At 70.6% G+C, this 19,459-nt stretch carries 19 protein-coding genes and 1 pseudogene; 17 read left to right on the top strand and 3 right to left on the bottom strand.

Annotated elements, in window-relative coordinates:
• The 12 genes from ABTZ89_RS18495 to ABTZ89_RS18440 all read left to right on the top strand — a co-directional run.
• Nucleotides 1-584, top strand: a 584-nt coding sequence (locus ABTZ89_RS18495) for an IclR family transcriptional regulator (RefSeq protein WP_351046147.1), incomplete at its 5' end; no start/stop codon positions are given.
• Nucleotides 585-686: 102 nt separating this feature from the next.
• On the top strand, nt 687-2,015 hold the full coding sequence (locus tag ABTZ89_RS18490; protein ID WP_351046144.1) for a PA0049 C-terminal domain-containing protein: 1,329 nt from the start codon (nt 687-689) through the stop codon (nt 2,013-2,015).
• 259 nt (nt 2,016-2,274) lie between these two features.
• Complete coding sequence (locus tag ABTZ89_RS18485; protein ID WP_351046142.1) at nt 2,275-3,144, top strand: S1 family peptidase; 870 nt, start codon at nt 2,275-2,277, stop codon at nt 3,142-3,144.
• Nucleotides 3,145-3,333: 189 nt separating this feature from the next.
• Nucleotides 3,334-5,847 (top strand): LuxR C-terminal-related transcriptional regulator, encoded by a 2,514-nt coding sequence (locus ABTZ89_RS18480; protein WP_351046138.1) that lies wholly within the window; start codon nt 3,334-3,336, stop codon nt 5,845-5,847.
• A 303-nt stretch (nt 5,848-6,150) separates the two neighbouring features.
• On the top strand, nt 6,151-7,272 hold the full coding sequence (locus tag ABTZ89_RS18475) for a hypothetical protein (protein WP_351046135.1): 1,122 nt from the start codon (nt 6,151-6,153) through the stop codon (nt 7,270-7,272).
• A 16-nt stretch (nt 7,273-7,288) separates the two neighbouring features.
• The gene (locus tag ABTZ89_RS18470) at nt 7,289-7,636 is read left to right on the top strand and encodes a hypothetical protein (RefSeq protein WP_270951927.1); all 348 of its coding nucleotides are present in this window, start codon (nt 7,289-7,291) and stop codon (nt 7,634-7,636) included.
• Nucleotides 7,633-8,445 carry an ESX secretion-associated protein EspG gene (locus ABTZ89_RS18465; protein ID WP_351046132.1) on the top strand — a complete coding sequence of 271 codons (813 nt, stop codon included), beginning with the start codon at nt 7,633-7,635 and terminating at the stop codon, nt 8,443-8,445. Before ABTZ89_RS18470 ends, ABTZ89_RS18465 begins: the two co-directional genes overlap by 4 nt.
• Nucleotides 8,446-8,474: 29 nt before the next feature.
• Nucleotides 8,475-8,894 carry a YbaB/EbfC family nucleoid-associated protein gene (locus ABTZ89_RS18460; RefSeq protein WP_351046129.1) on the top strand — a complete coding sequence of 140 codons (420 nt, stop codon included), beginning with the start codon at nt 8,475-8,477 and terminating at the stop codon, nt 8,892-8,894.
• The gene (locus tag ABTZ89_RS18455) at nt 8,894-9,196 is read left to right on the top strand and encodes a type VII secretion target (protein WP_351046126.1); all 303 of its coding nucleotides are present in this window, start codon (nt 8,894-8,896) and stop codon (nt 9,194-9,196) included. Before ABTZ89_RS18460 ends, ABTZ89_RS18455 begins: the two co-directional genes overlap by 1 nt.
• Complete coding sequence (locus ABTZ89_RS18450) at nt 9,193-10,188, top strand: hypothetical protein (RefSeq protein WP_351046123.1); 996 nt, start codon at nt 9,193-9,195, stop codon at nt 10,186-10,188. Before ABTZ89_RS18455 ends, ABTZ89_RS18450 begins: the two co-directional genes overlap by 4 nt.
• Nucleotides 10,189-10,277: 89 nt before the next feature.
• Nucleotides 10,278-12,572: a bactofilin family protein gene (locus tag ABTZ89_RS18445; RefSeq protein ID WP_351046121.1), complete on the top strand. Its 2,295-nt coding sequence runs from the start codon at nt 10,278-10,280 to the stop codon at nt 12,570-12,572.
• Between the two features lie 152 nt (nt 12,573-12,724).
• Complete coding sequence (locus ABTZ89_RS18440; protein ID WP_351046118.1) at nt 12,725-13,786, top strand: glycerophosphodiester phosphodiesterase family protein; 1,062 nt, start codon at nt 12,725-12,727, stop codon at nt 13,784-13,786.
• Here the strand turns inward: ABTZ89_RS18440 and ABTZ89_RS18435 are convergent.
• A complete protein-coding gene (locus ABTZ89_RS18435; RefSeq protein ID WP_351046115.1) occupies nt 13,783-14,976 on the bottom strand; it encodes an MFS transporter in 1,194 nt (397 codons plus the stop codon). The two genes, ABTZ89_RS18440 and ABTZ89_RS18435, sit on opposite strands and share 4 nt — an antisense overlap.
• On the bottom strand, nt 14,973-15,167 hold the full coding sequence (locus ABTZ89_RS18430; RefSeq protein WP_351046112.1) for an HAD hydrolase-like protein: 195 nt from the start codon (nt 15,165-15,167) through the stop codon (nt 14,973-14,975). The genes ABTZ89_RS18435 and ABTZ89_RS18430 overlap by 4 nt, the downstream gene beginning before the upstream one ends.
• Nucleotides 15,168-15,173: 6 nt before the next feature.
• On the opposite strand from ABTZ89_RS18430, the pseudogene ABTZ89_RS18425 reads away from it, so the two are divergent.
• Nucleotides 15,174-15,842, top strand: a pseudogene (locus tag ABTZ89_RS18425) (aldehyde dehydrogenase family protein); the annotation flags it as partial.
• Nucleotides 15,842-16,216 carry a DUF779 domain-containing protein gene (locus tag ABTZ89_RS18420; protein WP_351046109.1) on the top strand — a complete coding sequence of 125 codons (375 nt, stop codon included), beginning with the start codon at nt 15,842-15,844 and terminating at the stop codon, nt 16,214-16,216. The pseudogene ABTZ89_RS18425 and the gene ABTZ89_RS18420, both read left to right, overlap by 1 nt.
• 33 nt (nt 16,217-16,249) lie before the next feature.
• Here the strand turns inward: ABTZ89_RS18420 and ABTZ89_RS18415 are convergent, their stop codons facing one another.
• On the bottom strand, nt 16,250-16,501 hold the full coding sequence (locus ABTZ89_RS18415; protein WP_270953777.1) for a hypothetical protein: 252 nt from the start codon (nt 16,499-16,501) through the stop codon (nt 16,250-16,252).
• A 360-nt stretch (nt 16,502-16,861) separates the two neighbouring features.
• Here ABTZ89_RS18415 and ABTZ89_RS18410 point away from each other — a divergent pair, with 360 nt between their 5' ends.
• The 3 genes from ABTZ89_RS18410 to ABTZ89_RS18400 all read left to right on the top strand — a co-directional run bounded on the left by ABTZ89_RS18410 (nt 16,862) and on the right by ABTZ89_RS18400 (nt 19,210).
• Entirely contained in the window at nt 16,862-16,984 is a 123-nt protein-coding gene (locus ABTZ89_RS18410) for a hypothetical protein (protein ID WP_351046106.1), read from the top strand.
• A gap of 292 nt (nt 16,985-17,276) precedes the next feature.
• Nucleotides 17,277-18,608, top strand: coding sequence for an amino acid permease (locus ABTZ89_RS18405; protein ID WP_351046150.1), 1,332 nt, complete (start codon nt 17,277-17,279; stop codon nt 18,606-18,608).
• Entirely contained in the window at nt 18,605-19,210 is a 606-nt protein-coding gene (locus ABTZ89_RS18400) for a DsbA family protein (protein WP_270953779.1), read from the top strand. The genes ABTZ89_RS18405 and ABTZ89_RS18400 overlap by 4 nt, the downstream gene beginning before the upstream one ends.
• The last annotated feature ends 249 nt before the right edge of the window (nt 19,211-19,459 follow it).

The following is a 19,459-nucleotide window of genomic DNA, read 5'->3' as shown; positions in this document are numbered from 1 at the left end:
ACCGAGATGCTGGGCTCGCGCATCTTCTTCGAGCTCGTCCAGCGCATCGGGAGCTACACGCCCGCGGGTTCACCGAGGTCGCCACCCCGGTCCTGGAGCAGGTCACCCGGCAGACCGGCGAACCGACGCTGATGGCGGTGCTGGACGGCCACGACCTGCTCTACGTGCACTACGTCGAAGGCACCCAGCACGTCCAGATCACCGGCGAGCCCGGCCGGCGCGGACCGCTGCACTGCACGTCGATGGGCAAGTGCCTGCTGGCGTTCGCCCCGGAGCAGCAGCGGGAGCAGCTGCTGGCCGAGCTGGAGCTGCCGTCGTTCGGTCCGAAGTCGATCACCGACCGGGAGCAGCTGGCGCGCGAGATCGAGCAGGTCCGGCAGCAGGGTTACGCGACCGCCGACGAGGAGCACGAAGCCGGCATCCTCGCCATCGGCGTCCCCGTGCTCAACCCGGCCGGGGTCGCGGTCGCGACGCTGTCCACCGCCGCTCCCGCCTTCCGCAGCTCGCTGGAGGAACTGCACACCTACCTGGAACCGCTGCACCGCGCGGCGAAGGAGCTGGCCATCGGCCTCCCGCGCCGCTGACCGTCCGGTGTGGACCGGCGAGTTCGAGCCGAACAGTGGCCCGGAGCGGGTTCGGTGCGGTCGAATGTGATCTCCACACCCACCGCACCAAGGAGGGCACACGTGCGTCCACCGGTCCGCCGCAGCATCGCCTGCACGATCGCCTCGGCAACCCTGGCGCTGCTGGCACCCGTCGCCTCGCAGGCCGCACCCGACTGCTCCGACCGGTCACGTCCGCTGACCGTCGAGGAGCAGCGGCTCCCCCGGCCGGAACCGCAGGAAGTGCTGGCGCGCAGCGGGTTCGACGACATCGGCCCGCAGTTCGCCGCAGCGCTGTGCGGCGTGGGCGACCTCGCCGCCGCGGAACGGCTGATCAGTTCGAGCGGCGATCAGGTCTGGGACCGGGCCACGGCCCGCGCACAGGGCCGTGGCAGCGTTGACCTGCCGACCGTCGACGACCGCCCGCTGTACTGGGCGCGGTTGAGCATGACCACGGCGCTGCGCCAGTGGACGCCGTCGTTCTCGCTCGACGAGTCCCAGCGCGATCAGCTGCTCTGGAGCCTGGAACGCCACTCGCGCGGGCAGACCTCGGTCGACTTCCAGCGCGGGAAGGGCATCAAGCGGGTGCTGATCAGCGGTTTCGACCCGTTCCAGCTGGACGGCGACATCCGCCGCAGCAACCCCTCCGGCGCATCCGCGCTCGCCCTCGACGGGACGGTGCTCAACACCGAGTCCGGTCCGGTCCGCGTCGAGGCCGCGATGTTCCCGGTGCTGTGGAAGCCCTTCGAGCAGGGCATGGTCGAGCAGACGTTCCTGCCGCACGTGCAGCCCGGCGCGGACCAGGTCGACCTCTTCGCCACCGTCAGCCAGGGCCGCCCCGGGCAGTTCGACATCGAGCACTGGAACGGGCGCTGGCACACCGGCGTGGACAACAACAACGAGCAGCGCGACGGCGTCGCCGAGATCCCGCCGGGCATCCCGACCGTCGAGCCGCCGCAGGAATTCGTGCCGACGACCCAGCCCTACGCCTCGATCGTGCGCGCCAACACCGGCCGCTTCCCGGTGTTCCACAACACCGAGGTCACCGAGATCCCGGCCGGCGGGACCGAACCGGTGGTGCGCCCGGACGGTCCGACGCCCGGCTCGGCCGCACGCGCAGGTGGCGGTGGGAGCTACCTGTCCAACGAGATCGCCTACCGGACGACGCTGCTGCGCGACGCCGTGGGCGCGGATCTCCGCGGCGGGCACGTCCACACCCCGGTGCTCACCTTCGCGCCGGACAACGAGGACGCGATCGTCGATCCGGTCTTCGCGCAGAACCTGCAGGACATCGTGTCCCAGGTCGGCGCGATCGTCGAAGTCGCGGCCACCGCGCGCGGCGACGAGACCACCGCTGATGTGGCGAGGACTCCGCGCGACCGGACCGGGCGCGTTCCCGCACCGTCGATGTGACCCCGAGGAGGGGTGGAGGTCTTCCGACCACCACCCCTCCTTTCGATCGGATCCGATCAGCCGATGGATGTTGGTCCGTTCAGGTGTTGCCACTACGCCGTTCAAACCTGTTGTCGGATCTCGACTTTCGCGCCTGCGAAGGCAGAACGTGTTTCGTCGACGCGGGTTCTCGAATGCGGTCCCGGCTGTCGGTGGGCTGGACTACCTTGATCAACAATGCTCGTGATCTTCGAGCAGGTGAGGATGGAGGACACCAGCAATGGTCGAGAAATTACGGGCGCGCAAGCGCACCGCCGCGCTGGCGGCGGTGGCTGCGGTCGGCGCGCTGTCGAGCTTCGGCACGGCACACGCCGACGAGCCCCAGGGCGGCGTGACGCCCTACATCATCGGCGGCTCGCCGGCCGATCAGACCTACTCGTTCATGATCTCGCTGGAGTACGAGCGCGACGGGAACCCGGACTCCCACCGCTGCGGCGGCGCCCTGATCAACCCCGAGTGGATCGTGACGGCGGCGCACTGCATCGCCGGCGACAGTCCTGACGGCACGCCCGTCCTGGACGACCCGGCGATGTTCCACGCGCGGATCGGCTCCACCGACCGCACCACCGGCGGCAGCATCTCCAAGATCGAGGAGATCGTGGTGCACCCGGACTACAAGGCGTTCGCCGAGCGCTCCGAGGGCAACGACATCGCGCTGCTGCACCTGGACGCGCCGAGCGACCAGGTCCCCGCGCCGATGGTCGGCAAGGCGCCCAAGCCGGGAACGGCGGTCCGCCAGATCGGTTGGGGTTACGTCTCCAACGACGACCAGGGCGACCCGAACAAGCTCCCGACGCAGCTCCAGCAGCTGGACACCACGATCATCCCGCCGAACACGCCGAAGTGCGTGGCGGACGCGGGCGACGACTCGTGGGGAATCCGCGAGGGCGACCTCTGCACCGACAACCCCGAAGGCGTCCGCGGCCCGTGCGGTGGCGACTCCGGTTCGCCGCTGCTGGTCCGCGAGGGCGACGGCTGGCAGGTCGCCGGCCTGGACAGCCGCGGTGTCGGCTCCGTGTGCGGCGCGACGCCGGACATCTACACCAACGTGGCCAACTACCGCGGGTGGATCGACAGCGTGATCTCCTGATCCGGCGTGGGTCCCGTCCGCGTTCCTTCGCGGGCGGGACCCGCTGCTCCCGAACCAGCGGATCCGCAGCATCATCGTCCTTTATGGACGTTGTGTGCCCTGCGCAGATCACAGCGGCACTTCCGCCGATCCACCGAAATGGCTCGACCGGTTGCCCTAGGCTCCGAAGTCTCGAGATCGGGGGTTCTGGTGGGTGTTCTCGGCAGGGACGAATCGCTGCGGCAGCTTCGGGAGGCTGCGGTAGCAGCGCAGGACGGGCGCGGCGGCCTGTTCGTGGTGCGCGCCGATCCCGGTCTCGGGTTGTCCGCCCTGCTCGACGCCCACCTCGACGAGATGCGGTCCGCGGGTGTGCCGACGCGGCGGATCGTGGTGCTGGCGCCGCACGGCAGGACTGCGCTGTCCGAAGGCGCGCCGGAATGGCCGGAACGCGGCGTCGTCGTCATCGACGACCTGCACCGAGCCGACGATGCGACGCTGCTCGCCCTGCACGCTCTCGCTGACGAGTTGAGCGAGAAGCCCTTGTTGGTGGTCGCCGGCAGGCATCCCGGTGCCGTCCCCGCGCGATTCGCCCGTCTCGACCGGATCGCCGTCGTGCACGACCTGGCCCCGCTGGACGACGGCGCAGCGCGCGCCCTGCTGACCGAGCTGACCGGATCGGAACCACCGCAGTCATCGCTGCAGCTCGCCGCGGGCAACCCGTGGCTCTTGTCCCGCCTCAGCGCGGACGACCGAGCCGTCGAGGTGACGGCGTGGGCAACCGAACTGGCGGGGGCGGATTCGCCGCTGTTGCGCTACGCCGCGCTCCTGGCCGAGCCCGCGTCCGTCGAAGACCTGGCCGCCGTGCTCGATTCCACTCCGGTGGACGTGCTGACCGGTGTCGAGCGGCTGACAGCGCTGGGACTGGTCGACGCGGTGGAGGGCGCGGTGAGGCTGCGCCACCCGGTGGTGCGCCACGACCTGGCCTCGACGTCAGCGGGGCTGCGCAGCACAGCGGCCAAGGCGTTGATCGACCGAAACGCCCCGGCAGCGACGATCGCCGAACACCTCGTCCACTCCCCCGTGTCCGCCTGGACCACAGCTTGGCTGAGCGAGCACGCCGACCAGGTTTCCCCGGCACCGACACCTGCCATGCTGCATCTGCTCGAACGCACCGTTGCCAGCCTCGTTCCGGGTGCCCCAGAGATGCTCCCGCTTCGAGCCGCGCTGGCCGAGGCCCAGCTGTGGTCGGGCCGGTCCGAACAAGCCCGCCGCACCGCCACCGCGACCCTGGCGGCCCGGCCGGAACCACCGATCAGACACCGGCTGCGGGCGACGCTCGCGCTGAGCCACATCTTCGCGATGGATCCCGAGAATGCAGCACAGGCCCTGGATCCGGAACGCGAGCACGGCGAGCTCCCACCGCGCTTGGCCGTGATCGACGCCACCGCCCGGCTGCTCACCGGAGACCTGACCGGGGTGGAGCGCGCGCTGGAGATCGCCGAACCGCACGCCGCGCACGATCCGGTCGTCGCGCTGTACCTGCTCAACATCCACGCCACCGGCCGGCTCGTGTTCCGCGACCTGAGCGGGGCGCTGGAGCTGCTGGACCAGGCGGACGCGCTGCTGGAGGTCGCAGCTGCCGACCGAGGGCAGTGGATGATGACCACCCTGCTGCGCGCGGTGGTCCAGGACCTGCGCCAGGACGGGGCGGCGCTGGAAACCCTCGAGCGGGCGCGGCCCGTCGCCGGCGAACTCGGCGCGGGGATGCGGGTCTGGCTGCACACCATCACCGCGCTCGCCCTGTTCAACAACGGCCGCTGGGACGAGTCCCTCGCCGAGGTCGAGGCCGCGACCGCACTGCCCGACCTGCACAGCTTCGACGGCCCGCTGCACGGCATCGCCGTCACGATCCTGCTGTACCGCGGTGATCTCCCCGCCGCCCGCGTGCACGCCGAGCTCGCCAAGCGCGCGAAACCCCGTGGCATCGCCCTCTTCTACGAGCAGATCACCGCGGTGGTCCACGCCCTGATCGCCGACTTGGAAGGCGATTCGCAACGAGCGCTGGAGGTCGTGCGCACCCTCGCCGCCGGCCAGGTGGGCGTGCACGACGGGCACGCCGTCGCCACCATCAGCCCCCTGCTCGTGCGCATCGCCGTCGACGGCGGTGACCGGGAGCTGGCGGAACAGCTGGTGGCGCAGCTGCAGGAGCTCATCTCCGGTGACTCGGTCGGCGAACGCGTCGCCCTCATGTACTGCCGAGGACTGCTCGACGGCGACGTCGAGGTGCTGCTCGACGCCGCCCAGCAGTTCGCCGAGAACGGCGCAGCGGTCGCAGCCGCCCGAGCTGCCGAGGACGCGGCCAAGGCGCTCGCCGCATCCGGTGCGGCCGCGGATGCCCGATCCGCGTACCTCACCGCGGTCGAACGCTACGCGGCCCTGACCGCCACCGGCGAGATCCAACGCGCTGACGCCGAGCTGCGCGCCTTCGGCGTCCGGCGGGGTGCGACGGGACCGCGCCGCAGGCCCAAGCACGGCTGGGACAGCCTCACCACGGCTGAGCTCCGGGTCGCCGAGCTCGTGGCGCAGGGCTTGACCAACCGGGAAGCGGCGGAGAGGCTGATCGTGTCGGTCCGAACGGTCGACTCCCACGTCTCGCGGATCCTGGCCAAGCTCGGATACTCCTCCCGGGTCGAGATCGTCCTAGGCTTCGACCGCCGCACCTGACCGCGGTACCGATCTGCCGGTTTTCGGTACTGACCCGCGGACACCGGATTCCGCCCTCGCCCAACCGGATCGAGCTGCAGCACGGTCTGTTTCGCCGCTGGTCAGACCGCCTCTTGCCGAACATCAGCAATGTTGCTGATGTTTTTCCGGTGCGGTCCTGGTGATCTTGAGCAGGTGCCCGCGCCTGGGGGTGGTGGGCACCGAACGGAATTCCGGGCGCGCGAGCCCGCGCCCCGTCGAAACTCGTTAGCCGTGATCGGCGCACCTCGGTGGTGCGCCGCTCTGGGAGGCGGAGAACCGGAGATGAGCGAGGAACCCGCAGCGAACCTCATCGATGCGGCATCGGCAGGTGTGCAGGACTTGGCCGCTGCTGCCACCTCCACGTTGCGGCAGGCGGGGCCTGCCGGAGAGCTGTTGACGCCCGTGGTGGATTCCCTGCGCAACGTGTGGGAGGGGTACTTCGGGGCGCCGATCCCACCCGACGGCACCAACTGGAACGCCTACAGCCACGAAGAGCTCTACCAGATGCTGTGGCAGAACGCCGACGTCGGCGACGTCAGCTCGATGGCCGCCGAGTGGGGTCAGCACCGCACCGAGCTGGCCGACCACGCGGAGTCCATGCGCCAGGAGCGCACCGCGATGCAGGCGAACTGGAACAGCGAATCCGCCGGGCTGGCGACGAACCAGCTCGGCAAGCTCGGCGACCGCACGTCCGGGATCAGCGACCGCGCGGGCACCGTGCAGGGCGCGACCCAGGACGCGGGTGACGCGCTCGCGGTCGCGCGCAACACGATGCCACCTCCGCCAGGCGACCCGACCGGATCCGCGCTCACCAGCGCGGTGGCCGGTGCCGGGGCCGGGGCGGTCGTCGGCGGCATCGTCGGCGCAGGTGCCGGTGGTATCGGTGCGGCCCCCGGTGCGGCGATGGGTGCCGCCATCGGCGCGGTCGCCGCGGGCGGGGGCAGCTTGTTCATGTCCAACGTCGCGGCCGCGCAGAAGAAGGCCGAGGCGGTGCACGTCATGCAGCAGTACGAGGCGAACCTGCGCAACAGCAGCGAGGCGATCGCGCCTCCCGGGTCCACCGAGGCCGCCGGGTTCAACTCGCCCGCGTCGACGACCGCCGCCGGCTTCGGCGGCGGCGCGACCACCGGTGGTGGTGGGGTGCCGTGGAACCGCCTGGTCGGCGCCGACCAGCTCGGGTCGGGAGCGCGCAGCGGCATCGGCGCGCTGGATGCCGCGTTGGCCCGTGCCGGTGGGATGTCCGGGCTTTCCGGTCGTGGCGCGGGCACCGGCGCGATGTCGCCCGGTGCTGGCGCGCGGCGCGGCCAGGAGGACGACGAGCAGGTGCACGAGAACCGGATGCCCACCATCGACCAGAAGCTCTTCGAGGACGACCGGCCCGCCAGCGCACCGGTCATCGGCTGAGCACAGGAGCGCAACGTTGACTTCCGAAGCAGGATCGGGGCACGGCTACCAGGTCGCGCCGCAGGGACTTTCCGCTCAGGTCGAGGCGCTTTCCGGCCTCCGAGAGCGCACCACCGGCCTGGCCGGTGCGGCCAGCAGGCTGGCTGGTCGGCTGCCGCAGCTCGGCACCGCACCACCGGCGCTGCACCTGGCGATGCGGTTGCGCGAAGCAGGTGGGCAGGCCGGGCTCAGCGGTGAGATCAGCGCGGCCGACACCGAGCTGAACAACTTCCGCACCGCGCTGGGCGAGACCGTCAGCGGCTACCTGAGCACCGATGACGACGCCGCGCAGGCATTGCGCAACACCGGCGGTGACCAGGCATGACCGCCGCGACCGCGCGACGCGCGCCCATCGAGTTCGGGCAGGTCGAGCTGGACCTGCTGGCCACGCACGCCGGAGTGCCGCTGCCGTTCCCGCTGCGCGTGCCGTCCTTCGGCCGCATCGCCGGTGAGCGGGAGGTCCTGCTCGCCACCGCGGGCCGCGCGCTCGAGGTGCGCGGGTTCGCCGACGAATCCGGGCCGGTGGGCGCAGCGGCCGAGGTGGTCAACGCGCTGCACCAGCACCGCGGGACCGTGGACCTCGTGCTGGCCGACGGGTCGGGCGCGACGGCGGTGGTCGCCATCGTCTACCGCTCGTGGGCGCTGATCTGCGTGCAGCCGCTGGACGGCGATCCGGCGCAACTCGTGCGAATGCAGCGGGTTCCGGCGGATTCGCTCACCGATGCGCTGCTCGAGCTGGTTCCCGACGTGGCACCGGCCCGGACGATGCCGATCACGCTGCCCGAGCGCGCGGTGGCCACCGCCGCCCAGCTGATCAGCGAGATCGAGGAGGACCGGGAGAAGGAACGTCGTCTGCGCGAACTCGTCCGCGACTGCGGCGGGGATCCCGATGCGCTGGACCAGCTCGCCGGCCTGCTGCCCGCGCTGACCGGTCGCGGGCAGGTCGGTGCGACGCGGCGCGGTGCGGGCGGCAGTTCCCGGGCGGGCGCCGAACTGTCCTGGTTGGACGGTCCGCGCGGACGGGTCCGGGTGGCCCCGGCCAAGCACGGCTGGGTGAGCGTCAACCCGATGCGGCACAACGATTTGCGGTTCGCGGTCGAAGACCTGGCCAGGATCGCGCGCGAGCCGCGGTGAACGCGGCGCGGAGCCAGGGAGGGAACACGGTGGAACAAGCAGCGCAGTGGCTGGCGGGCTACGACGAGCGGCTCGCCCGGGCCGCGGCGAACGCCAAGGCCGCGAACGAGAGCCTGCGCCAGATGAGCGGAACCGCGACTTCGCCGCGCGGCGAGGTCGCGGTCCAGGTCGGGCCCAGCGGCGCGATGGAGGACATCCGGCTCACTCCCGCGGCGCGGGCGTTGGAGGCCGAGCAGCTGGCGCAGCTCATCCTGACGACCGCACAGCAGGCGCAGCGCACCGTCGGGGCGCAGGTCGTGGAGATCATGACCGAGTACGTCGGCGACGGCCCCGCGCTGGAGTTCGTCAAGGAGAACATGCCGCCCGCGGCCGGTGTCGAGGCCGGTCAGCGCCGGATCGACGACGACAACGACGACGACTTCTTCGCCAACCCGGTGGTGATCGTCTGATGGGCTTGCAGGTGGATCCGGAGCAGATCCGGGCGCACGCCAAGACCGTCAGCGGCCTCGCCGGCGGGCTGTCCGACGCGGCCGGGGCGTTGCCGGAGGGCCCGGCGGAGAACTCGCTCGGCACGTTCCTCCAGTTCCTCACCGCCGGGCTGGGTTCGGCCATGGCCCAGACCGGGCAGGCCATCGCCCAGGCGGGTTCGGCGGTGGACGCCGTCAGCTCGGCGCTGGTGCGCACCGCCGAGGACTACGAGCGCGCCGACGACGACAACGCGGTGCGGCTGCTGCGGGAGGACTCGCGATGACGGTGCAGATCACGATCGGTGCGACCAAGCCCGAGGAACTCGAGCAGCTGAAGTCGACCATCGCCGCGGTCCGCGACCGCAGCTGGCTCTCCGGTGGTCTGAGCGGTTCGAACCCCGGCGTGGAGTCCCTCGGGTCGACGAGCAGCCCGCTGTCCGCGCTGTCGGACTCCGGGTTCGGCTTCCTCACCGGGTCGGTGTCGTTCCTCGAGGAACCGCTGCAGCAGCTGGCGGGCGATCCGAGCACGATCTCCTCCGGTTCGCAGGGGTTCCAGGACTCGGGGCGCAACGTCTCCTCGGTCGCCGACTCCTACCAGCAGTCGATCGGCCCCGAGACCAGCGGCTGGTCCGGCGACGCCGCCGCGGGCTACCTCAAGACCGGTGCGGAACTCGTCGACGGCATCGCCGGGCTCGGCGATGCGAGCGTGGCGCTGGCCGAAGCGGCGACCGGTGCGGGCGAAGCGGCGGCGAAGGCGCTGCAGGAGGTCACCACGCTCATCACCGAGGCCACCGGCAAGATCATCATGATCATGCAGCAGGCGCTGGCGGCGGCGCAGGCCACCTTCGGCGCCAGCGTGGCGGCGGCGATCCCGCAAGCTGTGCAGGTCGCGGCCGAGTACGGCGGCCGGATCGTGGCGGTCATGCAGCAGCTGCTCTCCAGCGCGCAGGGCCTGATGAAGCACGTGGCGACCACGACGAAGGCGGTCACCGCCCTCACCGACGCGATCTCCGCCATCAGCGACCTCTGCCAGCAGTCGACCGGGTCTTCGGGAAGCACCGCCACGTCGGGCACCACGCCCACGTCGAGCAGCACGTCGATGTCGGGCACGCTTCCCACCTCGCGCACTTCGGCGACGTCGGGCAGCACTGGCACGTCGAGCACCACGCCCACGTCAAGCACGACCCACCCCGCGAGCACGACGACGGCCTGGAACACCACGTCGACGTCGCAGTTCCGGCCCGACGAGCGGCAGGTTCCCCCGACCTACAGCTGATCCGGCCGACACCCCGGCGGTGGGACGACCTTGCGCGTGCCGGGTGAATCCCGCCTCCGCCGGGGTGCTGATCCACTACCGTGGGTGCGGTGAGTTCGTGGTCGATGGGGCGAACCTTGGCCGGCAGGGCGAAGAACGCCGGAGAACCGCTGACCGACGCCGAGCGCCGGTTCGACGAGCTGCTCGCACCCGGGGGAACACCGCGGTCGGCCGACCGGACCGAGGAGCCCGAAGCCGGCCCGGAATCCGCCGACCAGCAGGAGATCCGCGGGGAGTACCTCTCGTCCCGGCTGATCGAGTCCTTGGAGGACGGCGGCTCGCGGCTGTTCGCCCGGCGCGGCGCGCAGCCGCTGGTCATCGCGGTGGAGAACGTCACCATCACCGGGCAGCTCGACCTGCGCAACGCCGATCTGCCGTACCTGCTGGAGTTCGTGGGCTGCCGGTTCGAGACCGCGCCCGACCTGCGGCAGGCGAGGCTGGCCGGACTGGTGCTGTGGCACTGCCGGTTCCCGGGCCTGCACGCGCGCAACCTCGCGGTCGGCAACGACGTGGTGCTGCGCAACTGCGCCAGCGTCGGCGGGATGCTCGACCTGGCCGATGCCGACCTCGGCGGGTCCCTGCTGCTCAACGACAGCGAGTTGCGCAATCCCGGGCAGCGCTGCGTCTACGCGGACCGGTTGTCGGTGTCCGGTGCGCTGATCGGGATCCGGTTGCACACCGCCGGTGAGGTCCGCATCCCCGGCGCGAAGATCGGCGGCAACCTGACGCTGTCCGGCGCGGCCCTGCGCAACCGCGGTCAGAACGCGCTCAACGCCACCGGAATCCGCATCGGCGGCTCGCTGCGGCTGGACGTCGACCCGCTCACCGGCCGGTCGTTCACCGCTGCCGGAACGCTGCGCCTGCCCAGCGCGCACATCGCCGGGGACCTGCGGTTGCGCGATGCCGTGCTGGAACCCGGTGCGCGACCACCGCGACGCGGCGACTCGAACTACGACGACCCGACCGCCTCGCTGATCGCCGATCGCTGCGAGATCCGCGGCGAGGTCCAGATCGACCAGGAGTTCCGCAGCGGCGGCACGTTGCGCCTGGTCAGCGCCATCGTGGGCGGCAACCTGCGGATGACCGGTGCGGCCGTCGACGTGGGGTGGCTGCGCTCCCCCACCGACTCCGTGGTGCACCCGCTGCGCGCGATCAACCTGGACGGGACGAGGGTGTCGGGCAACCTGGACGCGCGCCACGTCGCCGTGCACGGGCAGTGGCGGATGACCGACGTCAAAGTCGGCGGCAGCGTCCAGCTCAACAACGCGCGGCTGACCGGGCCGCGCACCGACGTCCTGGTGGGCAGCAGGCTGTCCGCGGGCAGCAACCTGGAGTGCCGGGACGCCGAGGTCGTCGGATCGCTGCAGCTGCCGAGCGTGCAGATCGGCGCGAACCTCGACCTGCGCGGAACGCAGCTGACCAAACCCGCCTGGCACCAGCACCGCCACAACTACAAGCCGTCGCTGGACCTGCGCGCGGCCCGCATCGAGCGCGACCTGATCTGCGCCGAGGGCGAGCAGGTGTTCCTGGCCGAGGGCACGGTGCAGCTGCGGTGGGCGCAGATCGGGCGGCACGTCAACTTCTGGGGCTGCGAACTCGGCGACGGCGCGTCGAGGACGGCGTTCAACGCCTCGGGTGTGCAGACGCAGGAGCTCACGCTGCTCCCGCGCACGCCACCGCGCGGGCGGATCACGTTGCGGCAGGCGCAGTGCGAGCTGCTCGCCGACAACTCGGCGGTGTGGGAGTCGACGCGCGGGGTGGACTGCGAGGACTTCTCGTACCAGAACTTCGCGGAGTCCTTCGAGCTCGACGACCAGGAGCGGGTGCGCCAGCGCCTGGGCTGGCTGCGCGCCACCTCCGACGGCGCCTACCAGCCGGGCCCCTACGACCAGCTGGCGGCGGTCTTCCGCAGCAATGGCCTGGAGGAGCACGCGGTTTCGGTGCTGATCGAGAAGCAGCGCCACCGCTACGCCGCGATCTCCCGCACCGCGCGCCCCGGACTGCGCTGGCCGGTGCAGGTGTGGAGCTGGTTGCAGCGGGCCACCGTCGGCTACGGGTACCGGCCGATGCGGGCGCTGGTGTGGCTGGCGGCGTTCGCGGTGGTGGGCACCGCGTGGTTCAGCTTCCACCCGCTGGTCCCGATCAACGAGCAGGACCACCCGGTGTGGAACCCGCTGCTGTACACATTGGACCAGATGCTCCCGGTGGTGAGCCTCGGCCACGACGACATGTGGCAAGCCCGCGGCGCCTCCCAGTGGGTCACGGTGGCCCTGGTGACCGCGGGCTGGACCCTGGCCACGACAGTGGCGGCAGGCGTCAGCCGAGGCCTGCACCGCGAACGCTGACCGATCACGACGGCCGACGAGCCAGCCTGGATCTCGGCGTTCCTGTTCGTCACGGTCCGCTAGCCCGGGCGCAGCATCGGCGACAGCTTTTCGACAGGTCGGCCCATTAGCGTCCACGCACCCGCAGTTCCCTGCTCGCGCAAAGGAGCCCCATGTCGCTGCGACGCATCGTGGTCGCGTTGGTGACCACGTGCTGCACCACGGCGTTGACCATCCCAACCGCGTTCGCCGACCCGGGCGACCACTACGGCCCAGGTGGTTTCGACCTGCAAGCCCACCGGGGCGGGCTCGGCCTGGTCGTGGAGAGCACGCTCGACTCGTTCTCCAACGGGCTCGCGGTCGGGGTGAGCACACTGGAACTCGACGTCCAGATCACCGAGGACCACCACGCCGTGGTCACCCACGACCGGAAGATCTCGGGTGCGAAATGCCTCGACACCGCACCGGCCTTCCCAGGAGACCCGGAGTACCCCTACGTCGGCAAGTACATCGTCAACCTGACCCTGGCGCAGGTGCGCACCCTCGACTGCGGATCCCAGACCCTGCCGCAGCACCCGGCACAACGCCCCAGCCCGGGCGCTCGCATGCCGCTGCTGACCGAGGTGTTCGACCTGGTCGAGGAGCGTCACGCCGACGACGTGTGGCTCAACGTCGAGACGAAGGTCGAAGCCGGAGCGCCGCAGGAAACCGCGCCCCGCGAGGAATTCGTGCAGATCGTGGCCCGCCAGGTGCGCGAATCGGGCCTCGCCGACCGCGTCTCGATCCAGAGCTTCGACTGGGGCGCGCTGATGCGCATGCGGGAAGTCGCCCCGGAGCTGCCCATCGTCGCGCTGACCAACGGCGACCAGTTCCTCCAGCCGGGCCGACCCGGCGCCTCTCCCTGGCTGGGCGGCATCGACATCGACGACTTCGACGGTGACCTCGTCGCCGCCGTCGCCTCCTTCGACGCCGACGGCCTCTCCCCGGTGCACGGATATCCCCAGGACGGCAAGGTCACGGACCCGGACTACGTGCCGTACACGACCAAGGACATGGTCAAGCGCGCGCACCGAGCGGGGATCGAGGTCATCCCCTGGACCGTCGACGACGAACCCACCATGCACGAACTGATCGACAACGGCGTCGACGGAATCATCACCGACTACCCCGACCGGCTCCGCGAAGTCATGCGACAGCGCGGATTCGAGTTGCCCGAGCAGTACCCCGGTGACTAGGTGAGCAGTCGGCGGATGGCGAGGGCCGTGCTGGCGCAGGCAGCCGCCGTGGCCAGGGTGAAGGCCGCGGCGGGCGAGACCAGGTCCAGCAGGGTGCCCGCCGCTGCCGAGCCCAGCGCGTTGCCGACGCCGAAGGACGTGATCATCCAGGCGTGGGCTTCGGTCAGCGTGCCTTCCGGGGCCATCCGGGCGATGAGAGCGAAGGCCGATGCCAGCACGGCGGGCAATGCGCATCCGCTGAGGAAGGCGAACACCGACATGGCCGGCAAGCCCAGGACCAGCACGAGCGGTAGGTAACCGACAGCGAGCAGGGCGAGCAGCACCAGCAGTCGGCGGTCCTCGCGGCGTGCGACGGGAATGGCGGTGTAGGCGATTCCGCCGAGCAACGCACCGGCTGCGTTGAGCGCGATCAGCCAACCGGCCGCGGACGGACTCCCCGCCACCTCCGCGTATCCCGTGATGCCGACGGTGAAAGCGCCGATCGTGGCGCCGACGCAGACCAATGCCGCGAACAACCGCAGCACACCCGGACCGCGCAACGGCCCCGCCCAGTGCCGCTCCGCGTGCGTACCGCGCCACGACCGAGCCGGGCGCGCGGTCGCGAACCACGTGGCGCCGAGCAGGCCCACCACCGCTGCCGCGAGCAGTCCCGCGGACGGCCCGCCGAAAGCGGTCACGCCGAGGACCACCAGGGGCCCGCACACGAAGATCAGTTCCTGCGTGGCCGCGTCCAGCGAGAACGCCGCGCGGATGTGGTGCTCACCGGCCACGACGCGCTCCCACAGCACGCGCAAGCACGGTTCCAGCTGCGGAGTCGCTGCGCCTGCGACCACCGCAGCCGCAGCGCTGATCGCCGCCGACCGGACCGGGTCGACCAAGCCCAGCACCAGGAACGCAGCGGTCGAGATCGCCGCGCTGGCCAGCAGCACCGGCGCCTGGCGCGTCCGGTCGATCAACCGCCCGAGCACCGGACCGCACACCGCGGCGCTGCCCGCGTACAGCGCGGCGAGCAGACCCGCCAAGCGGTAGTCACCGCCGTGCTCGCGCACCGCCAGCAGGATCGCCAGCGGCGCCATGCCGGTGGGCAACCGGCCGATCAGCGAAGCGGACAGAAGCCTTGGCACGTAACGGGATCGCAGCACCGCCACGACCGAACCAGCGCTGCTCCCCACCGTCGTCCCGGTGCTCACCGCACCTCCCCTCCGGCGAACTCGATCGCCGCGCGCAACGACGTCACGACCGGAACTCCCTGCTCGGCCAGCACTTCGGTGGCGTGCAACCCGCTGGCGTAGAGCACGCATCGCGCCCCGACCGCCTCGGCCGCGGCCGCATCGTCGACGCTGTCCCCGATCAGCAGCACGTCACCGCTCGCCAGTCCCAACAGCTCCAGGCCCTCGAGGGCTTCGCCATGTTCGCGCTCAACCAGGGCGAGGTGTGCACCTGCCCGTCGCGCGCCCTGGTGCAGGCCGACATCTACGAGGACTTCCTCGCCGACGCGACGGCGCGCACCGAGCAGATCAAGCAGGGCCACCCGCTGGACACCGACACCCAGATCGGCGCGCAGGCCAGCAACGACCAGCTGGAGAAGATCCTGTCCTACATCGACATCGGCAAGGCCGAAGGTGCGAAGGTGCGCACCGGCGGGCACCGGGTCGAGCTGGAGGGCGAGCTGGCCGGCGGTTACTACGTCGCTCCGACCATCTTCGAAGGGCGCAACGACCAGCGGATCTTCCAGGAGGAGATCTTCGGCCCGGTGGTCTCCGTCGCCCGCTTCGACGACTACGACGACGCGCTGAAGACCGCCAACGACACCCTCTACGGCCTCGGCGCCGGGGTGTGGTCCCGCAACGGCAACACCGCTTACCGCGCCGGACGCGACATCCAGGCCGGCCGGGTGTGGGTGAACAACTACCACGCCTACCCGGCGCACGCGGCCTTCGGCGGGTACAAGCAGTCCGGCATCGGCCGCGAAACCCACAAGATGATGCTGGAGCACTACCAGCAGACCAAGAACCTGCTGGTCAGCTACTCGGAGAACGCGCAGGGGTTCTTCTGATGAGCCGCGTGGCCATCACCGCGGAGGCGGCGGAGCAGCTCCGCCGCCTCCGGGCGCGCCACGGGCCGGTGATGTTCCACCAGTCCGGTGGTTGCTGCGACGGGAGCGCCCCGATGTGCTACCCGGCGGGCGAGTTCCGCACCGGCGCGGCCGACGTCCACCTCGGCGACCTGGCCGTGGACGGCGTCGACGAAGCCATCCCGGTGTGGATGTCCCGCTCCCAGTTCGAGTACTGGAAGCACACCCACCTGACGATCGACCTGGTCCCGGGCCGGGGCAGCGGCTTCTCCCTGGAAGCCCCGGACGGAGTTCGCTTCCTGATCCGCTCCCGCCTGCTCACCGACGAGGAGCTCGGAGCGCTCGGCGAGGACTAGCGCCTGCGGGCCGAACGGCCGCCTGAACCCGATTCAGGCGGCCGTTCGGTCCGCGGTGTCCTCGGGCAGGTTGCGGGCTTGCCAGATGGCTTCGGCGTGGGGCTGGTTCCAGCGGGCCAGGCCCAAGGATGCGTAGGTCTCGTCGAGGCTCCGGTAGATCTCGTCGAGGAACGTGGCCGCCATCGCGCAGGTCAACGAGGACTCCTGCCAGGCCGCGCCCGCCGATCGCGGGTCCGCCGCGTCGGTCTGCACCCGACGGGTCAGCTCCTGCGGTTGCGCTGCCATCCCCCACCACCTTCGAGACACCTAGAGAGTGCGCGAGGCCGACCCATCGGCCTCGACATGCCCGCACCGTATCCGCGCGCAGGTCCGCGAGTCAACATTCAAGTGACTCGCAGATAGCATCATTTGCGACCTCGATATGGCTGTTTACCTGCATGAATGGCATGTAAGTGAACATTCGATAGTTGCACCGATTGGAGGATCAGAGACGCTGCCGAGAGCTGACGACTGCGAGACCAGCACGTTCCGCTTGTCCGAGCGCACAAGCGGAGGGCGGAACTTCGTTGTTCGACACAAAGTCGTCGCGCGGACACCCGCCGTACCGTTCTCCGCAACGCCGTGTCCGACCCGAAGGGGAGAACCGTGCCGCTCCATACCGCTCCGACCGTCCCGCACGCGCCCGACCAGAAGCCGCCCGCAGCGGAAATCCCGCAGCAACCCGCGGAACCGCACGACGAAGACCACGTCATCCGCGGCTACGACTGAACCTCCGGCAACCCCGGACCCCCCAGGCGAAACACCTTTTCCGGACGGCGGTCCGGGATGTGGGAACGCCCCACCTCGCGCCGTCGTCCGCGTAGCATCGCCCGCCGTGAACTCGAGATCAGTGCTCCTGGTGGCACGCCGGCACGTCGACACGTGCCGGATCACCAGCGCCGCGTGTCGCGCCTGACGCTCCGCGACACCTGCTCCCGCACCTCGAGGAACACGCATGTCTTCCCAGCACGCCACCGAAGTGGACACCGCAGGTCTGGCCCAAGGCCTGAAACGCAGGCACATGAGCCTGATCGCCCTCGGCGGGGTGATCGGCGCCGGGCTGTTCGTCGGCAGCGGCGTGGTGATCGGCTCGACCGGTCCCGCCGCGGTGATCTCGTTCCTGGTCGCCGGTGCGCTCACCGTGCTGATCATGCGGATGCTGGCCGAGATGACGGTGGCCCGCCCCGCGCTCGGCTCGTTCTACGCCTACGCCCGCGAAGCGCTGGGCGAGCGCGCCGGCTTCGCCGTCGGCTGGATGTACTGGTACTTCTTCGTGATCGTGGTGGCCGTCGAGGCGGTGGCCGGCGGCAAGCTGGTGCAGCTGTGGCTGCCGGACGTGCCGCTGTGGGTGATCAGCCTGGTGCTGCTGACCTCGCTGACGCTGACCAACCTGGTGTCGGCGCGCTCCTACGGCGAGTTCGAGTACTGGTTCTCCTCCATCAAGGTCGCCGCCATCACGGTGTTCCTGTTCCTGGGGGCGCTGGCGGTCTTCGGCCTGTGGCCCAACACGCCGGGCGGGCTGGGAAACCTCACCGCGCACGGCGGATTCGCGCCGCACGGCATCGGATCCGTGCTGGTCGCGGTGGTGCCCTGCGTCGCGTTCTACACCGGGGCGGAGATCGTCACCATCGCCGCCGCGGAGTCCGCCGAACCACGCCGGGCGGTGGCCAACGCGATGCGCTCGATCATCCTGCGGGTGGTCGCCTTCTACGTGCTGTCGGTGCTGGTCGTGGTCGCGGTGGTGCCGTGGAACTCGCCGGAGATCGAGGTCAGCCCGTACGCGGCGGCGCTGCAGGCGCTGAGCATCCCGGCCGCGAGCACGATCATGAACGCCATCGTGCTCACCGCCGTCCTGTCCTGCCTGAACTCCGCGCTCTACACGTCGTCGCGGATGCTCTTCGCGCTGACCCAGCGGGGCGATGCGCCGAACGGGCTCACCAAGCTCAGCCGCAGCGGAGTGCCGCGCCGCGCGCTGCTGGCCGGCACCGTCGTCGGCTACCTGTCGGTCATCGCCGCCTACGTCTCCCCCGACCTGATCTTCGCGTTCCTGGTCAACTCCTACGGCGCGGTGGCGCTGTTCGTCTACCTCGTCATCGCGATCTCGCAGGTGCGGCTGCGGCGACGCGTCGACGACGCGCAGCTGCCGCTGAAGATGTGGCTGTTCCCGTGGCTGAGCTACCTGACCATCGCGCTGATGCTGGTGGTGATCGTCGCGATGGCGGTGCTGCCGGACACCCGGTCGCAGTTCTGGCTGAGCCTGGTCACCCTGGCGGTGGTGCTCGTCGGCTACGAGGTCCGCCGGCGCCGCGCACCGGGAACAACGGATCCGACCGGAGGTGTTGACCGACCATGACTTCCACGTTCGCCGTCACCTGGGACTACCGGTGCCCGTTCGCCCGCAACGCGCACGAGCACGTGCTCACCGGCCTGGCCGCCGGAGCCGACTGGCAGGTCCGCTTCCTGCCCTTCTCCCTCGGCCAAGCGCACGTCGAAGAGGGGCAACCCAGCGTCTGGGACGCCCCCGACCAGGACTCCGGAATCGTCGCGCTGCAAGCGGGTGTCGTGGTCCGCGACGAGTACCCGGACCAGTTCCCGGCGGTGCACCGCGCGCTGTTCGCGGCCCGCCACGACGAAGGCCTGCACCTCGAGGACCGCTCGGTCGTCGAACGAGTCCTCACCTCCCACGTCCCGGCCGACGCGGTGTTCGAACGCATCGACGACGGCACGGCGCTGGCGAAAGTCCGCGCGGAGCACGAGGAGTTCGTGGCCTCCCACAGCGTCTGGGGCGTCCCGACCTTCATCGCCGACGACCAAGCGGTCTTCGTACGCCTGATGAACCGAGCCCAGTCGGGCGCCGACCCCGACCCCTCGCTCAAGGCCATCACGAAGGTCCTGGACCTCCTGACCGGCTGGACCGACCTCAACGAGTTCAAACACACCACGATCCCCCGCTGACCCACCGGATTTCCGCATTTCGATGAGGGTTTTCCATCCTCGCCCTGCATGGCGGTGCCGGTAGCGAGGATGAGCTATGCGCCTTCGGCGCATGCGACCCTCGCCGCACGGTGCCGGTCCTGCCTCGCGGTCACAGACCGGACAGGACGCAAATTCAATGGAAATTGGATGTCCAATTTCCATTGAATTTGCGGAAGTTCTCCACAGCCAGGACGACTTGTCCACAGGTGTCGGCGTGTCGGGGTCCAC

This window comes from Saccharopolyspora sp. NPDC002686, assembly GCF_040295745.1.
GTDB lineage: Bacteria > Actinomycetota > Actinomycetes > Mycobacteriales > Pseudonocardiaceae > Saccharopolyspora > Saccharopolyspora oryzae.
Note: the sequence above shows the minus strand (reverse complement) of the source record. Positions and strands in the feature narration are given on the sequence as shown.

Excerpts from the sequence above, each read along its gene's own strand:
- ABTZ89_RS18400 (WP_270953779.1), top strand. The coding sequence starts at position 18,605 with ATGACTTCCACGTTCGCCGTCACCTGGGACTACCGGTGCCCGTTCGCC.
- ABTZ89_RS18485 (WP_351046142.1), top strand. The coding sequence starts at position 2,275 with ATGGTCGAGAAATTACGGGCGCGCAAGCGCACCGCCGCGCTGGCGGCG.
- ABTZ89_RS18440 (WP_351046118.1), top strand. The coding sequence starts at position 12,725 with ATGTCGCTGCGACGCATCGTGGTCGCGTTGGTGACCACGTGCTGCACC.
- ABTZ89_RS18450 (WP_351046123.1), top strand. The coding sequence starts at position 9,193 with ATGACGGTGCAGATCACGATCGGTGCGACCAAGCCCGAGGAACTCGAG.
- ABTZ89_RS18420 (WP_351046109.1), top strand. The coding sequence starts at position 15,842 with ATGAGCCGCGTGGCCATCACCGCGGAGGCGGCGGAGCAGCTCCGCCGC.
- ABTZ89_RS18455 (WP_351046126.1), top strand. The coding sequence starts at position 8,894 with ATGGGCTTGCAGGTGGATCCGGAGCAGATCCGGGCGCACGCCAAGACC.
- ABTZ89_RS18475 (WP_351046135.1), top strand. The coding sequence starts at position 6,151 with ATGAGCGAGGAACCCGCAGCGAACCTCATCGATGCGGCATCGGCAGGT.
- ABTZ89_RS18415 (WP_270953777.1), bottom strand. The coding sequence starts at position 16,501 with ATGGCAGCGCAACCGCAGGAGCTGACCCGTCGGGTGCAGACCGACGCG.
- ABTZ89_RS18405 (WP_351046150.1), top strand. The coding sequence starts at position 17,277 with ATGAGCCTGATCGCCCTCGGCGGGGTGATCGGCGCCGGGCTGTTCGTC.
- ABTZ89_RS18465 (WP_351046132.1), top strand. The coding sequence starts at position 7,633 with ATGACCGCCGCGACCGCGCGACGCGCGCCCATCGAGTTCGGGCAGGTC.